This is a genomic window from Rhodanobacter koreensis, from assembly GCF_054782855.1.
Window position 1 is genome coordinate 872,899 of the sequence record NZ_BAAGRR010000002.1, and the last position, 18,444, is coordinate 891,342.

Here is an 18,444-nt window from a genome sequence, read left to right on the forward strand (position 1 = left end):
GTTCCTTGGGCACAGGGCCGCCAGCACAAGCCGACAGCATGAGCAGGACCAACAGAGGGATTACGCGGGCGGAGTTTTTCATCCCGCCACCATAACAAGCATGCACGCGACCGCCATCGTACGAAAGTCCAGCATGACAGCAGTGACCTCCGGACCTCGACGGCAGTGCCCCAGCCCGCTAACGTCCACGGCATGACGAGCCTGCTCATCGCCGACGACCACCCGCTATTCCGCGCCGCGCTGCGTCTGGCCGCCAGCGAAAGCCTGCCCGACTGCCGCGTGCGCGAAGCCGCCGACCTGTCCGGCGTACTCGCCGCACTGGCCGCCGAACCGGACACCGACCTGGTCTTGCTCGACCTGCACATGCCCGGCAGCCAGGGCCTGTCCGGTCTCGCCACGCTGCGCGGCCAGCATCCCGGCGTCGCCGTGCTGGTGGTCTCCGCGCACGATGAGCCGCGCATCGTGCGCCGCGTGCTCGATCACGGCGCCGCCGGCTTCATCCCCAAGAGCGCCAGTCCGGCCGAAATCGGCGAAGCGATCCGCCACGTACTCGACTGCGGCAACTGGCTACCACCCGATCTTGCCGCCGCCGTTGCGGCATTGCCCGCCGATCCAGCCGACACCGACCTCGCCAGCCGCCTCGCCCGCCTTACGGAACAGCAGTCCCGCGTCCTCGCCCTGCTCGCCGAGGGCTTGCTCAACAAGCAGATCGCCGACCGGCTGGCGATACAAGAACGTACGGTGAAAGCGCATGTGACGGCGATCTTCGAGAAGCTCAAGGTGAGGAATCGGACGCAAGCGGGGATGTTGCTGCGGTCGTTGGATTTGGGAGAACCGGCGCGGGTGATATGAGAGAGACTTTGTGCACAGTGACGGATACCGAAGATGGTTCGTAAGAGCCGTTTTCGACCCGAAGCGGACCATCAAAGCCATGGCACTCTTGGGCGAACGCGATGGATAAGACCGAAGTACTTAACGTGTGGATCCCGTACCGGCTTCAGGCAATCGACACGATGCTTTGGGCCTACAACAAACTGTATGACCTGTCTTCACCCAGGATCATGGAGGTCGTTGTCAATGGAGAAGTTATCTTGCGGGGTGACGCCAGTGCGATCCTGAATCCCATGATTGAAGTGGGGTTTGTTCATGCACGTTCACTGCTGGAGTTTTTAGGTCTGGCGGCCAAGCAGGGAAAACTCGTGGCGAAGGGGAATCGGCTTCCAGATGACATTGCGATTGAGCACTACAGCGTCAATGGGGTGACCCTGGAAATGGTGGCGCCGTCGTCGGCATTAGATGACTACAAGGGCGGAAAGCGTGAACGCGGCGAGCGTGCCTTGTTGGCGATCTTTGAGCTCACCAACAAGGGACTTGCACATCTATCCAGTGAATTTCCCGATGGGTACACGAGCGTTGATCTTGAAATCGCCTGCAAAGGTATTCGGGCGCTGATCGGGAACCACCTTTACGCGAAGTTGGGCATGCAGATGCCTGGACCACCTACTTCGGCTTGAATCTTGGCGAGTAGCATTGCTGACAGGGGAATGTCTGCTTGCGACCCAAGGCGGACATTGCACCACAGACAACCTGCCAGCTTGCTGTTGATGACCGCTTTCAGCGGCACAGCGTGAACTAAGCTCGATACCAGCGTTAGGCGCGCCCGGCTCCGACTGTCACCCGCTGCAAGACCTGCCGCAACGCCAACGGTTTTAGCGGCTTGTACAAGACCCCGACGCCCGCATCGAGCAAGCGCTGACGCAGTTCGCCATCGCGATCGGCGGTGAGCATCACGGTTGGCACACTGGAGTGCCGTTCGCGTAGCTGATGCCACACATCCCAACCGGTGTGACCGCCGTCGAGGTGGAAATCAAGGATATGCAGGTCCGCTCGCCACGGCACAGCCAAGGCTTGTTCGGCGTTGCGCGCGGCATGTACGTGCCAACCCCAGCTGGTCAGTAGACTGCTGAGTGCGGCGAGTGCGGCTGGCTCGTTGTCCAACACCAGCGCACGACCGGCCGGCAACGACTGCTGCGCATAGGCAACAGGTGGTAGTCGCATGGCAGCTCGCGCAATCGGCATGCTCAGATCGAACACGCTGCCGCGGCCCAGCCACGAGCGCAGCCCGAGTGGATGCCCGAGCAGACCGGCCATGCGTTGCGCGATCGACAAGCCCAGTCCGAGTCCCTGGCCGCCCGCAGCACTGCCGCGCCGGAACTCCTGGAAGATCAGTTGCTGCTCGCCCGGAGCGATGCCAGGGCCGGTATCCCACACTTCCACCCGCAACTGATCGCCACGCCGACGCACACCGAGCAATACGCGGCCATGTTCCGCATAACGCAACGCATTCGACAGGAAGTTCTGCAGCACGCGGCGCAATAGCTGCGGATCGGAGCGCACCCATGCGCGCGTACCGGCCACGTCGAACCGCACGCCGCGGTCGAGCGCGATGGCGCGGAATTCCGCAGCCAGCGGATCGAGCACCTCGGCCAGCGGAAACGCGCGCGGCTGCGGATGCAGGCGGCCGCCTTCGAGCCGTGCGATGTCTAGCAGGCCGGCGAGCAGGCCTTCGGTGGCGGCCAGCGCGCCATTGAGGTGATGCGCGGTGGTGGCATCGGCACCGCGCTCGGTGAGCGAGTGGGCGAACAACTGTGCCGCGTGCAGCGGCTGCATCAGGTCGTGCGTGACTGCAGTAAGGAAACGGCTCTTCGCCTCGTTCGCGCCCTGCGCTTCCGCCGACGCTGCGGCCAATGCGCGGGTGCGCTCCTCCACCCGCAGTTCGAGTGTCTCGTTGACACGCTTGAGCGAGCCTTCGGCCTGACGGAACGCGGTGACGTCGGTGAAGGTGGCGACGAACCCGCCGCCGGGCATCGGGTTGCCGCGGATCTCGACGATGGTGCCGTCGGGGAAGCGCCGCTCGGACAGGTGCCGGGTGCCGGCGCGCATGTGGGTGAGTCGCTGTTGCACGCGCTGTTCGACTTCACCGGGGCCGAGCATGCCGGCATCGATGTTGTAGCGGGTCAGCTCGGCGACCGAGCGGCCCACCTGCAGCAGTTCGGACGGATAGTTGAACAGGCGTGCATACGGACTGTTCCAGGCCACCAGCTGCAATTCGGCGTCAACCACGCAGATGCCCTGGCTCATGTTCTCCAGTGCTGCTTCCAGCACGCGCTGGTTGAAGCGCAGGTCCTGTGCCGCCTCGCCGACGATGGCGACGACGGTGTCCAGATCGTCGCGTCCCTGCCGATGCACTACTTCCAGCAGCAACCGCGCCGAGGCGGCGCCAATCACTGCGGCCAGTTCGTGCTCGACCTCGGCCACGCGCACAGCGCCGGCCGATCCGCTGGCAGGCGCGTTGGCGAACAAGTGCTCGACCCGCTCCGGTGGCAGGAAACGCGCCGCCAGCGCATGCAATTCAGCCACGCCGACATGACCCACGCTGACCACTAGCGTGGCCCGACCATAACGCGAGCCGGCCACCGCCAGCATCACCGCGCCATTCGCCGCCAGACTCACCACCACCGCACGACCCAGCCGGTTCCAGTCGCCGAGTCCAAGCAGATCGTCCGGTGCCAGCCAGTGCAGGCCGAACGGGCCCACGTGCAGCCAAGGCAAGGCAGACGGCAGCAGCGACGGCAGCACCGCGTATATCCACACTAGCGTGCCGGCCGCTAGCCCGGCCATCACCGCGCGCGAGCCCAGCTGCGGGCGGTATACCGCGGCCAACAGCGCCGGCGTGAGTCCGGCCAGTGCGGAGAACGAGATCGCACCGATATCGGCCAGCGCCTCATTGCGCGCCAGCACGCGGCTGTACGCCCACGCCAGCAGGATCACCACCAGGATCGCCACGCGTCGGTGGTTCAGCAGCTCGCCACGCAGATCGCCATGTTCGTCGCGGCCCCAGCCGGCCTTCACCCGCAGCGGCGCTATGAAGTGATTGACCACCATCAGGCTCAAGGTGAGCGTGGCGATCACTACCATGCTGGTGGCGGCACTGAGGCCACCGAGGAAGGCGATCAGCGCCAGGCCGTGTTCACCGCGCGCCAGCGGCAGCGCCAGCACGTACATGTCCGACGACACCCCGCTCGGCCCCAGCAACGCATCGCCCAGCCGCGCCAGCGGCAGGATCGGCAGCGAGATCAGCAGTAGGTACAGCGGGAACAGCCAGCGCGCACTGCGCAGATGCCCGTCGTTACGGCATTCCACAATGCCCGCATAGAACTGGTGTGGCATGGTGAACATCGCCAGTGCACCGAGCAGGATCAGCGCCGGGAAACCGCTGCTGTCCGGTGGTGACGGCACGTTGAGCGGCAAGCCCGCCGGCAACGCGACGAACAGCAACGTACCCAGCGCCAGCATCGCACCAAGCTTGAACAGCGACTCGAACGCCATCGCCAGCACCAGCCCGCGGTTGTGCGCCATGGTCGAGGCGCGCCGCGTGCCGAACAGCATCGCGAACAGCGCCATCAGCAGCGCGACATACAGCGCACTGTCCTGCCACGGCTCCGACTCGGACAGTTGTCCTTGACTGAGGATGCCGTAGCTCATCGCCACCGCCTTCAGCTGCAGCGCGATGTACGGCACGATGCCGATCAGCACCACCACGGTGACCAGCGCGGCCAGCCCCGAGTGCCGTCCCAGCCGCACCGCGATCAGGTCGGCCAGCGAGCCGGCGTTGTACTCGCGCACCAGCTGCACCATCCGGCGCAGGAATTTCAGTGCGAACAAGTACATCAGGATCGCCCCGACAAATGTCGGTGGCAGCCACCAGCCGGAGCGACTGGCCTGGGTCACCGTGCCGTAGAACGTCCACGAGGTGCAGTGGATCGCCAGCGACAAGGCGTACACGATCGCCCAGCGCTTCTCGAGCAGCTGCGGGCGGCGTTCGCCAAGCAGTGCCACGCCGAACAGGAGGCCCAGCCAGCACAGCGCGGCAACGGCGATCAGGCCAGCGCTCAGCATGGAAGGTTCCACAAGGCGGGCTCCCTCCCCTGCTTGCAGGGGAGGGCTGGGGAGGGGTGCTTTTGATCTTGTTGCAAGCTCGGACAACCCCCTCCCAACCTCCCCCTGCGCGCAGGGGGAGGAGCAGAAACTAGCATCAATGCGTCGTCGGCAATCCCAGCACGTGTACCGCGTTCACCAGCCAGCGCAGCTGCACGCCATGACGGTTGTCGTAGTCGGCTCCGGAATATCCCCACCAGTCCCAGCATGCTTGCGGATTCAAGGGCGCGAAACTTGCGCGAGTCTGAGGATATAGCACGGCCACATCATAGACATCGGCCCAGCGGTTGAAGCCGGCATCTTTCACGAACGCCTCGCCCACCGCATCGGCGTTCTGCTTGCAGCCATGGAACGCGACCACCAGGCCGCACGGTTTGCCGGCGAGGCAGTCCGGTGGCAGATAGACGTAGCCGGTCTTGGCCAGCAAGGCATCGGCGCCATCGGGACGCAGCGCATCCTGGTCGAACGTGCGCAATTCACCGCGTGCCGGCGCCGCCACGTGGGCCGGCTTGCCGAACATCTGCGCGAAGATCTCACCGGCGGCATCGAAGCCGCAGTGGCCAAGGTACGGCGACGCCGATTTGTCGCAGTCGTCACCGCTGGCGGCCACCGGCAGGTTGTGTGCGAACGCGCGCTGGCCATCGTCGTGTACCTGCATGCCGCTCAGGCCAGGCGTGCTGTCACGCAGCTGCTCGTAGAAGTGCGCCCCGGCCTCGGCCACCGCCGGTGCCACCAGCGCATCGGCGCTGCCGTGCAGCAGGTAGACATGCGCATGGGCGAGATCCTTCAAGGGTCCAATCTCGCCGGTAGCCGCACGCTTCGTGGCGTTTGCCACCAAAGCCCCGACATCCGGTGCAGGCACACCTTTCATGCAGCTGCCAAGGGCAACGTCCAGCTTGCCGCCAGCACAACCGTAAGGGCCACCAGCGACCAGCGCCGCATTCGGGAACAGCTCCGGATAGGCGAGCTGCGCCTGGGTTGCCATGTAAGCACCAGACGAAAGTCCGACCACCGCGACCCGCGACGGGTCAAGTTTCAGTTTCGGCAAGGTACCTGTCGGTTGGGCCGCGCAGGCACTCCCGCTGCCGAGCAACAGCGACAAACCGCACAAGCGGATCCAGACTTTCAATGACATGGACGATCTCCGTGATTCGACAACTGCAACCGGCTCATGCGTAACCATGGTGGCTGCGCATGAACCGGTTGTCATCCGAACGTCCCGGCTCAGAACGTGTAGCGTGCGGTCAACGTCACCATCCGCGGCGCGCCGTAGAAGCCGGTGACGATGCCTAGTGCGGCGATGTTGTAGCCGGTGGTGCGATACGACCTGTTGGCGAGGTTGGAGCCTTGCAGGCTCAGCGTCCACGGCTGGTTGATCTGCCAGATCAGGCCGGCGTTCCACAATCCGTAGGCCGGCTGTTCGATGAGCGGCGACAAGGTCGTCTCCGGGAAGACGCTGGTCTGGTAGGTGTAGTTGACGCGGCCGGTGATGCTGCCGCCATTGGACAGCGGGAAGCTGCGCTCGAGGTTCAACGCACCGGACCACCTCGGTGCATTGGTGAAGCTCTGCGTGTCGGCGATGTTCACGCCACTGCTCATGAACTGCGTGTACTTGGTATGCAGGTAGGCGAAGTTGCCGCTGAAGGTCCAGTTCTCGGCCGGCTTCCAGGCAAACTCTTCTTCCAGTCCGTCGATATGGCCCTTGCCGGCGTTGGTGAAATCGCCGAAGAAGCCCTGGCTGCCGTTCGGCAGCGTGTACGAGGTGAACACCGACAGCTGGATGTTGGAATAGATGTTGTGGAACAGCGCCGTGTTCATCATCAGGCTGTCGTCGAAGAAGGTCATCTTGCTGCCCAGTTCGAACGACTGCACCTTCTCGTCCTGGATCGGGCGGCACGACTCGGGAATCGCCGAGCAGTTCGCGCGGATGTTGTAGCCACCGGAGTGGAAGCCCTCGCTGTAGCTGGCGTAGAGCTTGACCTGATCGGTTGCGGAGTAGTCCAGCGACACCTTCGGCGAAACGTTGTGCGTCGTGTGTGCACCGGTGAAGTTGGCCAGTGTCGAGGTCGGATCGGTGAAGCTGGCGTTCGCGTAACCGTAGTTCTGGATCAGCGCGGTCTTCTTCTCGTCGGTCAGGCGCACGCCGACATCCAGGCTCCAGACCGGGCTGATGTCCCAGGTGAAGTCGCCGTAACCGGCGTAGCTCTTGGTACCGATGGTGCCGCCGGTGCTGCCGTACTGCGAATAGCCCAGCGTGCTGTAAGGCGGCGAGCCGAGGAAGATGTTGCGGATCTGCCCGCTCGCGGTGCCGTTGAAGTAGTACAGGCCGAACACGCCATGCACGGAACCGCCGGAATCGTAATTGGCCTGGAATTCCTGGGTGAACTGGTGATCCTTGTAGACGGCCGCGACATCCGCGATCTGCTCCGGCAACGTGTCGAAGTCGATGTTGGTACCGGTCGACGAACCACGTACGGCGGTGATCGATTTCAGCGACCAGTCCTGGCTGGCGATCCAGTTCATCGTGAGCGCGGCACCATAGAGCTTGGTGTGGTTGACCTGCGCCATGCCGCTGCGCGTGTCGTAGTCACTCGACAAGGGTGCATAGCCCGGGTCGAACGAATTGGCGATGAGCATCTTGGCGCCGCGCGGATTGGAGTTGTCGCGCACGCCATCCATCGTCAACTGCGCGTTGAAGGTGCTCGACGGAAAGAAACCCAGCGTGGCGCGCGCGGCATTGGTGTTCTTGTTGCCGTTGCGGCTGCCGCTGAGCAGGTCGGTGCCGAAGCCGTCGTTGTGTTCGCTGGCATAGGCAATGCGTCCGCGCCACACGCCGTCGGCGCTGGCGCCACCGACGCTGGCCTTGACGTCCTTTTCGCCGTGGGTACCGATGGTCGTCTCCACCGCGCCTTCGGTCTTGGTCGGCAGCGGTGCGGACACGTACTTGATCGCGCCGCCAATGGTGTTCTTGCCGTACAGGCTGCCCTGCGGACCGCGCAATACCTCGATGCGACTGACATCGAACACGTCGAGCATGGTGCCCTGCGGACGCGCCATGTACACGTCGTCGAGATAGATGCCGACCGCCGGATCGAAGCCCCAGGTCGGATCGGCCTGGCCGACGCCGCGGATATAGGCGGTAAGTGTGGTGTTGGAGCCACGCGCGGCATAGATCTGCAGCGACGGCACCTTGCCCTGCAGGTCGGCGAGGTTCTGCACGTTCTGATTGAACAGCGACTCCGCAGTGAAGGCGCTTACCGCGATCGGCACGTCCTGCAGGGTTTCCTCGCGCTTGCGTGCGGTCACCGTGACCTGCCCGAGCTGCTTGGCGTTGGCCGGCTTGGCCTGGTCAACCGGAGCTGTGCTGGTACTGCTTTGCTGCGCATACAGCGGTGCGCCAAACAGCAGGCCAGTCGTCGCCAGACCAATCGCCAGACTCAGATACGTGCGCTTCATGACTTCCCCTTTCGACTTGGCGCATCCATCGCTGAAGGATGCAGGCAGTGACGCAGCCATCGACGATGGATGCTGATGCGACGAAGAGTAGGCAGCCGGCACTGACACGACACTTGTACCTTCGTACAGTGCCCGCGCGGCTGGCACGCGCCGATACTCGGCCCTCGTCGATTCCGACGTTGTCTCCCGAGGATCCGCAAGGATGGCTTTCCTGATCGTGCTGGCTGCGCTGTGTTTCCTGATGTTCGCGGCGTATCGCGGCTACAGCGTGATCCTGTTTGCGCCGATCGCTGCGCTGGGGGCTGTGCTGCTGACCGAGCCGTCGCTGGTCGCACCGATGTTCACCGGCCTGTTCATGGACAAGATGGTCGGCTTCCTCAAGCTGTACTTTCCGGTGTTCATGCTCGGCGCGGTATTCGGCAAGCTGATCGAGCTGTCCGGTTTCTCGAAGGCGATCGTCGCCGCCACCATCGGCCTGGTCGGGCGCAGCCGCGCGGTCCTGTCGATCGTGCTGGTATGCGCATTGCTGACCTACGGCGGGGTGTCGCTGTTCGTGGTGGTGTTCGCGGTGTATCCATTCGCGGCCGAGCTGTTCCGCGCCAGCAACATCCCGAAGCGGTTGATCCCCGGCACCATCGCGCTTGGCGCGTTCACCTTCACCATGGATTCGTTGCCGGGTACGCCGCAGATCCAGAACATCATCCCCACCGCGTTCTTCGGCACCAACGCATGGGCGGCGCCGTGGCTGGGCACGATCGGCGCCGTGTTCATCCTGATCGTGGGCCTGGCGTATCTGGAATCACGCCGGCGCAAGGCTGCCGCCGCGGGTGAAGGTTATGGTGACAACCTGCTCAACGAACCGGTGCCATTCGATTACGGCAAGCTCGCCCACCCGCTGATCGCGCTGTTGCCGCTGGTGCTGGTCGGCGTCTGCAACAAGCTGTTCACCGACCTGATCCCCCGTGTCTACGGCGAGACCCAATCATTCCTGCCCAGCGTGGTCGGCGAAGCCAAGCCGGTGGTGCAGGAAGTGGCCAAGATCGCTGCGATCTGGGCGGTGGAAGGTGCGCTGCTGGTCGGCATCCTGTGCGTGCTGGCGTTTGCCTGGCGACCCGTGACGCGCCAGTTTGCCGATGGCAGCAAGGCCGCGGTCGGTGGCGCACTGCTGGCCTCGATGAATACCGCCTCGGAATACGGCTTCGGCGCAGTGATCGCGGCCCTGCCCGGCTTCAAGCTGGTGGCCGATGCGCTGCACACGATTCCGAACCCGCTGCTGAACGAGGCGGTCACCGTGACCGCGCTGGCCGGCATCACCGGCTCGGCCTCCGGCGGCATGGGCATCGCGCTGGCGGCAATGGCCGATACCTTCATCGCCAATGCGCATGCGGCCGGCATTCCGCTGGAGGTGATGCACCGGGTCGCCGCGATGGCCTCCGGCGGCATGGACACGCTGCCGCACAATGGTGCCGTGATCACCCTGCTGGCGGTCACCGGACTGACCCACCGGCAGTCCTACAAGGACATCTTCGCGATCACCGTGATCAAGACGCTGGCCGTGCTGGTGGTGATTGCCGCGTACTATTTCACCGGCATGGTCTAGACCGACGCCGCTCCGTGGCCAGCCGTGCGCCGATGGGGCCATGACGGCAGCCATCGCCCCCTGAACAGGGCTCGCGCACGAATACGGGCAAGTTGTCACATAAATCCGTATAATTCTCGGGTTAACCCTCTGATAACCCACGTGGTGGCTCCAAGCGCCACCCGAGTCGATCCCATGTCCATTGAAAATCTGCGCAATATCGCCATCGTCGCCCACGTCGATCACGGCAAGACCACGCTCGTCGACCAGCTGCTGAAACAGTCCGGCACGCTCAACGAGCGCACCGTGCTGGCCGAGCGCGTGATGGACAGCAACGATCAGGAAAAGGAGCGTGGCATCACGATCCTGGCCAAGAACACGGCCATCACCTGGCAGGGCAACCGCATCAACATCGTCGACACCCCCGGCCATGCCGACTTCGGCGGCGAGGTGGAGCGCGTGCTGTCGATGGTCGATACCGTGCTGATCCTGGTCGACGCGATGGACGGCCCGATGCCGCAGACCCGCTTCGTGACGCAGAAGGCGTTCGCCATGGGTTTCAAGCCGATCGTGGTGATCAACAAGGTCGACCGCCCGGGCGCACGTCCGCAGTGGGTCGTCGACCAGGTGTGGGATCTGTTCGACCGCCTCGGCGCCACTTCCGAACAGATGGATTTCCCGATCGTGTACGCCTCGGCGCTGAACGGCTACGCCAGCCTCGACGACTCCGTCCGCGAAGGCGACATGACCCCGCTGTACCAGGCCATCATGGACCACGCCCCCAAGCCGGAAGTGGATCCGAACGGTGCGTTCCAGATGCGCATCAGTCAGCTGGACTACAACAACTTCGTCGGTGTCATCGGCATCGGACGCATCCAGCGCGGCGCGCTGAAGAAGAACATGCCGGTCGCCATCATCGACCGCAACGGCAAGAAGCGCCAGGGCAAGATCCTGCAGGTGCTCGGCTTCCTCGGCCTCGAGCGCATCGAGCAGGACAGCGCCGAGGCGGGCGACATCGTCGCCATCTCCGGCATCCAGGAACTGACCATTTCCGACACCATCTGCGCGCTGGACACTCCGGAAGCGTTGCCACCCCTGACCGTCGACGAGCCGATGATCAGCATGACCTTCCAGGTCAACAACTCGCCGTTCGCCGGCAACAAGGATCTCTCGGGCGGCAAGTTCCTGACCAGCCGCCAGATCCGCGACCGTCTCGAACGCGAGCAGGTGCACAACGTCGCCCTGCGCGTCGAGGATGGCTCCGATGCCGACAAGTTCCTTGTCTCGGGCCGTGGCGAACTGCATTTGTCGGTGCTGATCGAAAACATGCGCCGCGAAGGCTACGAGCTGGCCGTGTCGCGTCCGGAAGTGATCATCAAGGAGATCGACGGCCAGAAGATGGAGCCGATCGAGCAGCTGGTGGTCGATCTCGAGGAAACCCACCAGGGTCCGGTGATGGAGCGCCTCGGCGTCCGCAAGGGCCAGCTGAAGAACATGGAGCCGGACGGCAAGGGCCGCGTGCGCCTCGAGTACCTCATCCCGGCGCGCGGCCTGATCGGTTTCCAGAACCAGTTCAAGACCCTCACCCAGGGCTCGGGCCTGCTGTTCCACGTGTTCGATCACTACGGTCCGAAGGAAGAAGGCCAGATCGCCAAGCGCCTCAATGGCGTGATGATTGCGAACGGTGGCGGCACCACGCCCGCCTATTCGCTGGGGCCGCTGCAGGATCGCGGCAAGCTGTTCGCGGCGGAGGGCGACTCGGTCTACGAGGGTCAGCTGGTCGGCATCCACGCCAAGGACAACGATCTCACCGTCAACGCGATCAAGCCGAAGCCGCTGACCAACATGCGCGCCTCGGGCAAGGACGATGCGATCCAGCTGACCCCGGCAATCAAGTTCTCGCTGGAGCAGGCGCTGGATTTCATCGACGACGACGAGCTGGTCGAGATCACCCCGAAGGAGATCCGCCTGCGCAAGAAGCACCTCACCGAGAACGACCGCAAGCGCGCCTCGCGCGGCTGAGTTGTCGTCTCACCGATGGATCGGAAGGCCGCCGCAAGGCGGCCTTCTGCTGTCAGAGCGACGCCGTCTTCGTCTTTGCACCCGTCACGCGCAACCCAGGCCGCTGGCGCGCCAGCTTGCGCAGCAGTTCGGCAAATGTTTGCAGATCGTCGTGCCATGGCGAAGCGTCGCGCCAGTACAACGCGATCTCGCGGCCCGAGGCTGGCCCTTTCAGTCTGGCCAGCACGATGTTCGGCATCGAGGTCAGTCGCTCGTGCGCCAGCGCCGGCGCCAGCGCATAGCCGCCACGCAGGCTGACCAGTGCAGCGAGGCTTTCCAGACTCACATCCTGTACGTGGCCATGCTCGCCACCCTCGCCGTCGAGACCATCCGCATGGCTCTCGGCCATCAGGATCGCCTCGGCCGGATCAAGCTGGTCCAGTGCGATGCTGTTCTCGCCCGCCAATGGATGGTCGGTGCGCAACATCAGTTCCCACGGCTCGACAAACAGCGGTCGCATCGCGATGCCGCTGACCGCCGGTACCGGCGGCGCCAGCACGGCATCGAGCTCGCCCTCATGCAAGCGTCGCAACAGGCCACGCGGTTTGCCTTCGGAGATGCCCAGCCGCGCGCCCGGGTAATGCTGGGGGAATGGTGCGATCAGATGCGGCAACAGATATGGCCCCAGTGAAGCCGGCACGCCAAGCCGCAGTTCGCCGCCAAACGCCACCGCGCCGGCGCGGGCAACCTGCTGCAGGTGCTCGCCTGCGGCAAGCACGGCGTCGATCTGCTGCAACAGACGCTGGCCGCCGGCAGTCGGCACGATGCGTCGACCACCACGCTCGAACAATGGCGCCCCCAGCGCCTGCTCCACCTTCTGTACCTGATGCGACAGCCCGGACGGGCTGATGTGCATGGCGCGCGCCGCGCTGTTGAAACTGCCATGGCGATGCACCGCCTGCACCAGCGCAAGATCGCGCAGCGAGACGGCGGCCAGGCCCATCGAAATCATCGAATGCTGCATGTCATCAAATACGTTTGTGCATAAACAACCGTGAGCCCATGCTATGCGGCGAACCAGCAGCGCAACCGCCTTGCCAGTGGCGCAGTCTACCTGCCGCCACAAGGCCCGTGCATGAAGCCGGAGCCGGCTGGCCGGTTAGCGACTGCTCCGTGTTTGCGCGATAATTGCGCTCTTTGCCGGTCTGGCAAGCACGCAACGTTGCCTCCCCATCCCAGCCGCAGGATTTAGCCAGGAGTTCTCCCATGAAAGATTCATTCTCGGTACGCGACACGCTCGAAGCCAACGGCAAGCACTACAGCTACGCCAGCCTGGCCAAGCTGGGCCAGCGCTTCGACCTGAAGCGCCTGCCTTATTCGATGAAGATCCTGCTGGAAAACCTGCTGCGCCACGAGGACGGCCTCAACGTCACGACGAAGGAAATCGAGGCGGTCGCGAACTGGAACGCCAAGGCCGAGCCGGATACCGAGATCTCCTTCATGCCTGCCCGCGTGGTGCTGCAGGACTTCACCGGCGTGCCGTGCGTGGTCGACTTGGCTGCGATGCGTGACGCGGTGGTGAAGCTGGGCGGCGACGCCAACCAGATCAATCCGCTGGCGCCAGCCGAACTGGTCATCGACCATTCGGTGCAGGTGGATGCCTACGGCTCGGCCAGCGCGCTGGAGCAGAACGTCGAGATCGAGTTCCACCGCAACCAGGAGCGCTACTCGTTCCTGCGCTGGGGCCAGAAGGCGTTCAACAATTTCAAGGTGGTGCCGCCGCGCACCGGCATCGTGCACCAGGTGAACCTGGAGCACCTCGCCCGCGTGGTGTTCACCAATGAAGCCAACGGCGAGAACTGGGCCTACCCGGACACCGTGTTCGGCACCGACTCGCATACCACCATGATCAACGGCATCGGCGTGCTGGGCTGGGGCGTGGGCGGTATCGAGGCCGAGGCGGCAATGCTGGGCCAGCCCTCCTCCATGCTGATTCCGCAAGTGGTCGGCTTCAAGCTGACCGGCAAGCTGCCGGAAGGCGTCACCGCCACCGACCTGGTGCTCACCGTTACCCAGATGCTGCGCAAGCTCGGCGTGGTCGGCAAGTTCGTCGAGTTCTTCGGCGATGGCCTGGCGCACCTGCCGCTGGCCGATCGCGCCACGATCGCCAACATGGCGCCGGAATACGGCGCGACCTGCGGCATCTTCCCGGTCGACCAGGAAGCGCTGAACTACCTGCACCTGTCCGGCCGCGATGCCGCTCAGATCGCACTGGTCGAGGCCTATGCCAAGGCGCAGGGCCTGTGGCACGACGCGAACACCCCGCATGCCGATTTCACCACCACGCTGGAACTGAATCTGGCCGACGTGAAGCCGTCGCTGGCCGGTCCGAAGCGCCCGCAGGATCGCGTGCTGCTGGAAGGCGTGCAGAAGAGCTTCCACGACGCCGTGGGTCCGCTCACCGCCAACCGCCAACCGCGTACGCAGGCCACCGCCGACTTCATCAGCGAAGGTGGTTCGTCCGCCGTCGGCAATCCCGCCAACGCCATCACCAATGGCGGCGTGCGGGTGGAGAAGGACGGCGAGAGCTTCAAGATCGGTGACGGCTCGGTGGTGATCGCCGCGATCACCTCGTGCACCAACACCTCCAACCCGGCAGTGATGCTGGGTGCCGGCCTGCTGGCGAAGAAGGCCGCGGCCAAGGGCCTCAAGGCACAGCCGTGGGTGAAGACCTCGATCGGCCCGGGCTCGCTGGTGGTCAGCGACTACCTCGAAAAAACCGGCCTGCTGAAGGAGCTGGAGAAGATCGGCTTCTACATCGTCGGCTACGGCTGCACCACCTGCATCGGCAACTCCGGCCCGCTGCCGGTCGAGATCAGCAAGGGCATCTCCGAGGGTGATCTCGCGGTTGCCTCGGTGCTCTCCGGCAACCGCAACTTCGAAGGCCGCGTGCATCCGGAAGTGAAGATGAACTACCTGGCGTCGCCGCCGCTGGTGGTCGCCTACGCACTGGCCGGCACGCTGGACATCGACCTGACCAAGGACGCGCTCGGTACCGGCAGCGACGGTCAGCCGGTGTACCTGAAGGACATCTGGCCGAGCAACAAGGAAATCTCCGACACGATTGCTGGTGCGATCAATCCGGCCATGTTCGAGAAGAACTACGCCGACGTGTTCAAGGGCGACAGCCGCTGGAACCAGATCGCCTCGCCGGATGGCGCGCTGTTCAAGTGGGATGACTCCACCTACATCAAGAACCCGCCCTACTTCGACGGCATGAGCAAGGAAGCCGGTACGATCGATGACATCCACGGTGCCAGCGTGCTCGGCCTGTTCGGCGACTCGATCACCACCGACCACATCTCGCCGGCCGGCTCGATCAAGAAGGACAGCCCGGCGGGCCGCTTCCTGATCTCCAAGGGCGTCGAGCCGAAGGACTTCAACTCCTACGGTTCGCGTCGCGGCAACGACGACGTGATGGTGCGCGGCACCTTCGCCAACATCCGCATCAAGAACCTGATGCTGGATGGTGTGGAAGGTGGTTATACGCTGCACGTGCCGAGTGGCGAACAACTGGCGATCTACGACGCGGCGATGAAGTACAAGGCGGCCAAGACCCCGCTGGTGGTGCTGGCCGGCAAGGAATACGGCACCGGATCGTCGCGTGACTGGGCTGCCAAGGGCACCCTGCTGCTGGGCGTGAAGGCGGTGATCGCCGAGAGCTTCGAGCGCATCCATCGCTCCAACCTGGTCGGCATGGGCGTACTGCCGTGCACCTTCAAGGATGGTGAGAACGCGCAGTCGCTGGGGCTGACCGGCAAGGAGACCTTCGACATCACCGGACTGGACGACGGCAATTCGAAGGAGGCCACTGTCACCGCCACGGCCACCGACGGCAGCAAGAAGCAGTTCACCGTAAACGTGATGCTGCTCACCCCGAAGGAACGCGAGTTCTTCCGTCACGGCGGCATCCTGCAGTACGTGCTGCGTCAGCTGGCCAGCAAGAAAGCCGCCTGAGTTTCAGCGTGGCCTGGTGACAAACCGAAACCGCCCCGGATCCGGGGCGGTTTTTTTATGGATCGGCCAACTACATCGAATGTTTCCAGCTCGCCGTATAACAGCGCCACTTGCCGCCGTCCTTGCGCCACGCCGATTCGACCTGGTACAGGCCCATCTGGTCGGGCAGCAGATGACTGCCGCTGGTGAGAGTGACCGTGAACGTGGCCACCATCCGCTCGCCGCGATGCTCGATCGTGACCGGCCCCATCGTCACACCGATATGCTCGCCACGCAGAGCGACAAGCCTGACCATGTTCGCCAATGCGCGTCGATCCAGCTCGCCGTTATTGCCGTCGAAATCGTCACTGAGCGGCGCAGTGACATCGCTCGCAGCATTCGTTTCGGCAGCATGGTCAATCGAGGCAATCGCCTCACGCACCTGCGCTTCGTCCGGCGTGCGACGGCACCCCCACAACACTGTCGTGCACAGCACGAGGACGATCCACAGGCAAGCAGCTTTTCTCAATCGGTTCATGGGCGGAAACTCGATGCAATGCGGCTTGCCGCTGTACGCAGGCGTATGCTCCAATGAACAAAGCGTCTGGCGCATGATGGATGCTGCGGTCATCCTGAAGCCATCATCGACCTGCGGTCATCGACAACACAGGGAACCCTAGCATGAGCAACGAACGTCCGTGGCTGGATCACTATCCGACAGGCGTGCCCAGCCAGATTGACGTCAATACCTATGCATCGGTACCCGCCGTCTTCGAGGAAGCGTTCAGCCGTTTTCGTGATCGACCGGCATTCGCGAATTTCGGCCACCGCCTGAGCTACGGCCAGATCGACGAAATGAGCCGCCAGTTCGCCGGCTACCTCACCGGCGAACTCAAGCTCGGCAAGGGCGATCGCATCGCGATCATGATGCCGAACGTGCTGCAGTACCCGATCGCGCTGTTCGGTGCGTTGCGCGCCGGGCTGGTCGTGGTCAATACCAACCCGATGTATACCGCGCGCGAACTCAAGCACCAGCTGGAGGACGCCGGCGCCAAGGCCATCGTGGTGCTGGACAACTTTGCCGCGACCTTGCAGCAGATCGTTGCCGAAACCCCGGTGCAGCACATCATCACCACCGGCATCGGCGACCTGCTGGGCCCGAAGGGCGTGCTGATCAATTTCGCGCTCAAGCATGTCAAGAAGATGGTGCCTGCGTTTGATCTGCCGCAGGCCGTACGTTTTCGCGATGCGCTGACGCGCGGCGCGGCGCATCCGCTGCAACCGGTGACCCTGGGCCACGACGACATCGCCTTCCTGCAGTACACCGGCGGTACCACCGGCGTGGCCAAGGGCGCGATGCTGACCCACGGCAACATGATCGCGAACATGCTGCAGGCCGGCGCCTGGGTCGGTGCGAACGCCAAGCCCGGTGAAGAAGTGATCATCACCGCGCTGCCGCTGTATCACATCTTTTCCCTGTGCGCGAACGGGCTGGTATTCACCCGCCTGGGCGGCCTCAACTGGCTGATCACCAATCCACGCGACATGCCCGGCTTCGTCAAGGAGCTTAAGCAGTCCGGCTTCACCGCGCTGACCGGCGTCAACACGCTGTTCAACGGCCTGCTCAACACGCCCGGATTCGCCGAGCTGGATTTCTCGAAGCTGCATCTGACCCTGGGCGGCGGCATGGCCGTGCAGCGTGCGGTGGCCGACCGCTGGAAGAAGGTCACCGGCTGCACCCTCGCCGAAGCGTACGGACTGACCGAGACCTCGCCGGCGGTGTGCATCAATCCACTGGATATCAAGGAATACAACGCCTCGATCGGCCTGCCGGTACCGTCAACCGACGTGGCGATCTGGTCGGAGGAAGGCCAGCCGCTGCCGACCGGCGAAGTGGGCGAACTGATGGTTCGCGGCCCGCAAGTGATGAAGGGTTACTGGCAACGACCTGACGAGACAGCCAAGGTGCTCGGCACCGACGGCTGGCTGCATACCGGCGACATCGCGAAGATGGACGGGAACGGCTACTTCTACATCGTCGACCGCAAGAAGGACATGATCCTGGTGTCCGGTTTCAACGTGTACCCGAACGAGGTCGAGGACGCCGTGATGGCGCACCCGGGTGTGCTCGAGGTGGCGGCGGTCGGCGTGCCCGACGAGCATTCCGGCGAAGTGGTGAAGCTGTTCGTGGTGCGCAAGGACCCGAACCTGACCGAAGAGGCGCTCAAGCAGTTCTGCCGCGAGAACCTCACCGGCTACAAGCGGCCCAAGTTCATCGAATTCCGCGACGCGCTGCCGAAAAGCAACGTGGGCAAGATCCTTCGCCGCGAGTTGCGCGACGAGAAGAAAGCCAGCGCCTGAAGCCACGCCACCTCAAATCGAAAACGCCCGCATCATGCGGGCGTTTTTCGTGG

11 protein-coding genes are annotated in these 18,444 nt (G+C 64.1%); 6 read left to right on the forward strand and 5 right to left on the reverse strand.

All coding sequences use genetic code 11. From position 1 onward, the window contains the following. The first annotated feature begins 192 nt into the window (after positions 1-192). Together ACYVKM_RS09795 and ACYVKM_RS09800 are read left to right on the forward strand one after the other, a co-directional pair. A complete protein-coding gene (locus ACYVKM_RS09795; protein ID WP_460877405.1) occupies positions 193-852 on the forward strand; it encodes a response regulator transcription factor in 660 nt (219 codons plus the stop codon). A 101-nt stretch (positions 853-953) separates the two neighbouring features. Next, positions 954-1,514 (forward strand): hypothetical protein, encoded by a 561-nt coding sequence (locus tag ACYVKM_RS09800; RefSeq protein WP_460877406.1) that lies wholly within the window; start codon positions 954-956, stop codon positions 1,512-1,514. A gap of 136 nt (positions 1,515-1,650) precedes the next feature. Here ACYVKM_RS09800 and ACYVKM_RS09805 read toward each other — a convergent pair whose 3' ends face one another. The 3 genes from ACYVKM_RS09805 to ACYVKM_RS09815 form a co-directional block, all read right to left on the reverse strand. After that, the gene (locus ACYVKM_RS09805) at positions 1,651-4,959 is read right to left on the reverse strand and encodes a PAS-domain containing protein (protein ID WP_460877407.1); all 3,309 of its coding nucleotides are present in this window, start codon (positions 4,957-4,959) and stop codon (positions 1,651-1,653) included. 136 nt (positions 4,960-5,095) lie between these two features. Next, positions 5,096-6,133 (reverse strand): extracellular catalytic domain type 2 short-chain-length polyhydroxyalkanoate depolymerase, encoded by a 1,038-nt coding sequence (locus ACYVKM_RS09810; protein ID WP_460877408.1) that lies wholly within the window; start codon positions 6,131-6,133, stop codon positions 5,096-5,098. Between the two features lie 89 nt (positions 6,134-6,222). Continuing rightward, positions 6,223-8,454, reverse strand: a complete 2,232-nt coding sequence (locus tag ACYVKM_RS09815; RefSeq protein ID WP_460877409.1) for a TonB-dependent receptor — start codon at positions 8,452-8,454, stop codon at positions 6,223-6,225. Positions 8,455-8,656: 202 nt separating this feature from the next. Here ACYVKM_RS09815 and ACYVKM_RS09820 point away from each other — a divergent pair, with 202 nt between their 5' ends. Beyond that, a complete protein-coding gene (locus ACYVKM_RS09820) occupies positions 8,657-10,054 on the forward strand; it encodes a GntP family permease (RefSeq protein ID WP_460877410.1) in 1,398 nt (465 codons plus the stop codon). A 174-nt stretch (positions 10,055-10,228) separates the two neighbouring features. Beyond that, positions 10,229-12,055, forward strand: a complete 1,827-nt coding sequence (gene typA / locus ACYVKM_RS09825) for a translational GTPase TypA (RefSeq protein ID WP_460877411.1) — start codon at positions 10,229-10,231, stop codon at positions 12,053-12,055. A 52-nt stretch (positions 12,056-12,107) separates the two neighbouring features. On the opposite strand, the gene ACYVKM_RS09830 is transcribed toward typA, so the two are convergent. Further along, a complete protein-coding gene (locus tag ACYVKM_RS09830; RefSeq protein WP_460877412.1) occupies positions 12,108-13,058 on the reverse strand; it encodes a LysR family transcriptional regulator in 951 nt (316 codons plus the stop codon). A 242-nt stretch (positions 13,059-13,300) separates the two neighbouring features. Between ACYVKM_RS09830 and acnA the strand changes: the two genes are divergently transcribed. After that, positions 13,301-16,051 (forward strand): aconitate hydratase AcnA, encoded by a 2,751-nt coding sequence (gene acnA / locus ACYVKM_RS09835; RefSeq protein WP_460877413.1) that lies wholly within the window; start codon positions 13,301-13,303, stop codon positions 16,049-16,051. Between the two features lie 70 nt (positions 16,052-16,121). Here the strand turns inward: acnA and ACYVKM_RS09840 are convergent, their stop codons facing one another. Then, positions 16,122-16,568: a hypothetical protein gene (locus tag ACYVKM_RS09840; RefSeq protein ID WP_460877414.1), complete on the reverse strand. Its 447-nt coding sequence runs from the start codon at positions 16,566-16,568 to the stop codon at positions 16,122-16,124. 143 nt (positions 16,569-16,711) lie between these two features. Here ACYVKM_RS09840 and ACYVKM_RS09845 point away from each other — a divergent pair, with 143 nt between their 5' ends. Further along, complete coding sequence (locus ACYVKM_RS09845) at positions 16,712-18,391, forward strand: AMP-binding protein (RefSeq protein WP_460877415.1); 1,680 nt, start codon at positions 16,712-16,714, stop codon at positions 18,389-18,391. Positions 18,392-18,444 lie beyond the last annotated feature (53 nt).

What these genes read in the sequence shown, in the direction of transcription:
- ACYVKM_RS09795 (WP_460877405.1), top strand. Translation starts at nt 193, where the DNA reads ATGACGAGCCTGCTCATCGCCGACGACCACCCGCTATTCCGCGCCGCG.
- ACYVKM_RS09800 (WP_460877406.1), top strand. Translation starts at nt 954, where the DNA reads ATGGATAAGACCGAAGTACTTAACGTGTGGATCCCGTACCGGCTTCAG.
- ACYVKM_RS09805 (WP_460877407.1), bottom strand. Translation starts at nt 4,959, where the DNA reads ATGCTGAGCGCTGGCCTGATCGCCGTTGCCGCGCTGTGCTGGCTGGGC.
- ACYVKM_RS09810 (WP_460877408.1), bottom strand. Translation starts at nt 6,133, where the DNA reads ATGTCATTGAAAGTCTGGATCCGCTTGTGCGGTTTGTCGCTGTTGCTC.
- ACYVKM_RS09815 (WP_460877409.1), bottom strand. Translation starts at nt 8,454, where the DNA reads ATGAAGCGCACGTATCTGAGTCTGGCGATTGGTCTGGCGACGACTGGC.
- ACYVKM_RS09820 (WP_460877410.1), top strand. Translation starts at nt 8,657, where the DNA reads ATGGCTTTCCTGATCGTGCTGGCTGCGCTGTGTTTCCTGATGTTCGCG.
- typA (WP_460877411.1), top strand. Translation starts at nt 10,229, where the DNA reads ATGTCCATTGAAAATCTGCGCAATATCGCCATCGTCGCCCACGTCGAT.
- ACYVKM_RS09830 (WP_460877412.1), bottom strand. Translation starts at nt 13,058, where the DNA reads ATGCAGCATTCGATGATTTCGATGGGCCTGGCCGCCGTCTCGCTGCGC.
- acnA (WP_460877413.1), top strand. Translation starts at nt 13,301, where the DNA reads ATGAAAGATTCATTCTCGGTACGCGACACGCTCGAAGCCAACGGCAAG.
- ACYVKM_RS09840 (WP_460877414.1), bottom strand. Translation starts at nt 16,568, where the DNA reads ATGAACCGATTGAGAAAAGCTGCTTGCCTGTGGATCGTCCTCGTGCTG.
- ACYVKM_RS09845 (WP_460877415.1), top strand. Translation starts at nt 16,712, where the DNA reads ATGAGCAACGAACGTCCGTGGCTGGATCACTATCCGACAGGCGTGCCC.